The sequence below is a fragment of the Arthrobacter sp. AFG20 genome, assembly GCF_002892795.1.
Taxonomy (GTDB): domain Bacteria; phylum Actinomycetota; class Actinomycetes; order Actinomycetales; family Micrococcaceae; genus Arthrobacter.
In genome coordinates this window covers 1-1,018 of record NZ_PJMC01000045.1, presented here as the reverse complement: position 1 = coordinate 1,018, position 1,018 = coordinate 1, and the positions used below count along the sequence as shown (strand labels likewise).

The window sequence follows — 1,018 nt, the reverse complement described above, 5'->3', positions numbered from 1 at the left end:
ACCACGCGTTCTACCTCTCCATCCCGCCGAAGGCCTTCGAACAGGTCTGCCGGCAGCTGTCCAAGCACGGCCTCGCGCAGGCCGGGGGTGAGAAGTGGCGTCGGGTGGTTATCGAGAAGCCGTTCGGGCACGACCTCGAATCGGCCCGGCAGCTTAACGACATCGTGGAATCGGTGTTCCCGGCCGACGCGGTGTTCCGGATCGACCATTACCTGGGCAAGGAGACGGTGCAGAACATTCTGGCGTTGCGGTTCGCGAACCAGCTGTTCGAACCGCTGTGGAACGCGAACTACGTGGACCACGTGCAGATCACCATGGCCGAGGACATCGGCACCGGCGGCCGGGCCGGGTATTACGACGGCGTGGGCGCGGCCCGCGACGTGATCCAGAACCACCTGCTGCAGCTGCTGGCGTTGACGGCGATGGAGGAGCCGATTTCCTTCAATGCCGATGACCTGCGGGCGGAGAAGGAAAAGGTCCTCGCCGCGGTGCGTTTGCCGGAGGACCTGTCCACCCATTCGGCCCGCGGCCAGTTCGCCGGCGGGTGGCAGGGCGGCGAAGAGGTCCAGGGGTATCTGGAGGAGGAGGGCATCCCGGCCGACTCGACGACCGAAACGTATGCCGCGATCCGGGTGGACATCAATACCCGGCGCTGGAACGGGGTGCCGTTCTACCTGCGCGCCGGGAAACGGCTCGGACGCCGGGTCACGGAGATCGCGGTGGTGTTCAAGCGGGCACCGAACCTGCTGTTCCGTGACCATGGCGACGATGATTTCGGCCAGAACGCGGTGGTGATCCGGGTCCAGCCCGATGAGGGCGCCACGATCCGCTTCGGGTCCAAGGTTCCCGGCACCCAGATGGAAGTGAGGGATGTGACCATGGACTTCGGCTACGGGCACTCGTTCACCGAGTCCAGCCCGGAAGCCTACGAGCGGCTGATCCTGGACGTACTCCTGGGCGAGCCGCCGCTGTTCCCGCGGCACGAGGAAGTGGAGCTGTCCTGGAAGATCCTGGACCC

1 protein-coding gene is annotated in these 1,018 nt (G+C 65.8%); it reads left to right on the top strand.

Annotation, left to right across the window (positions count from 1 at the left end):
- Positions 1 to 1,018: glucose-6-phosphate dehydrogenase (gene zwf / locus CXZ05_RS22680; protein WP_102974702.1), on the top strand; the 1,018-nt coding region annotated here is incomplete at both ends.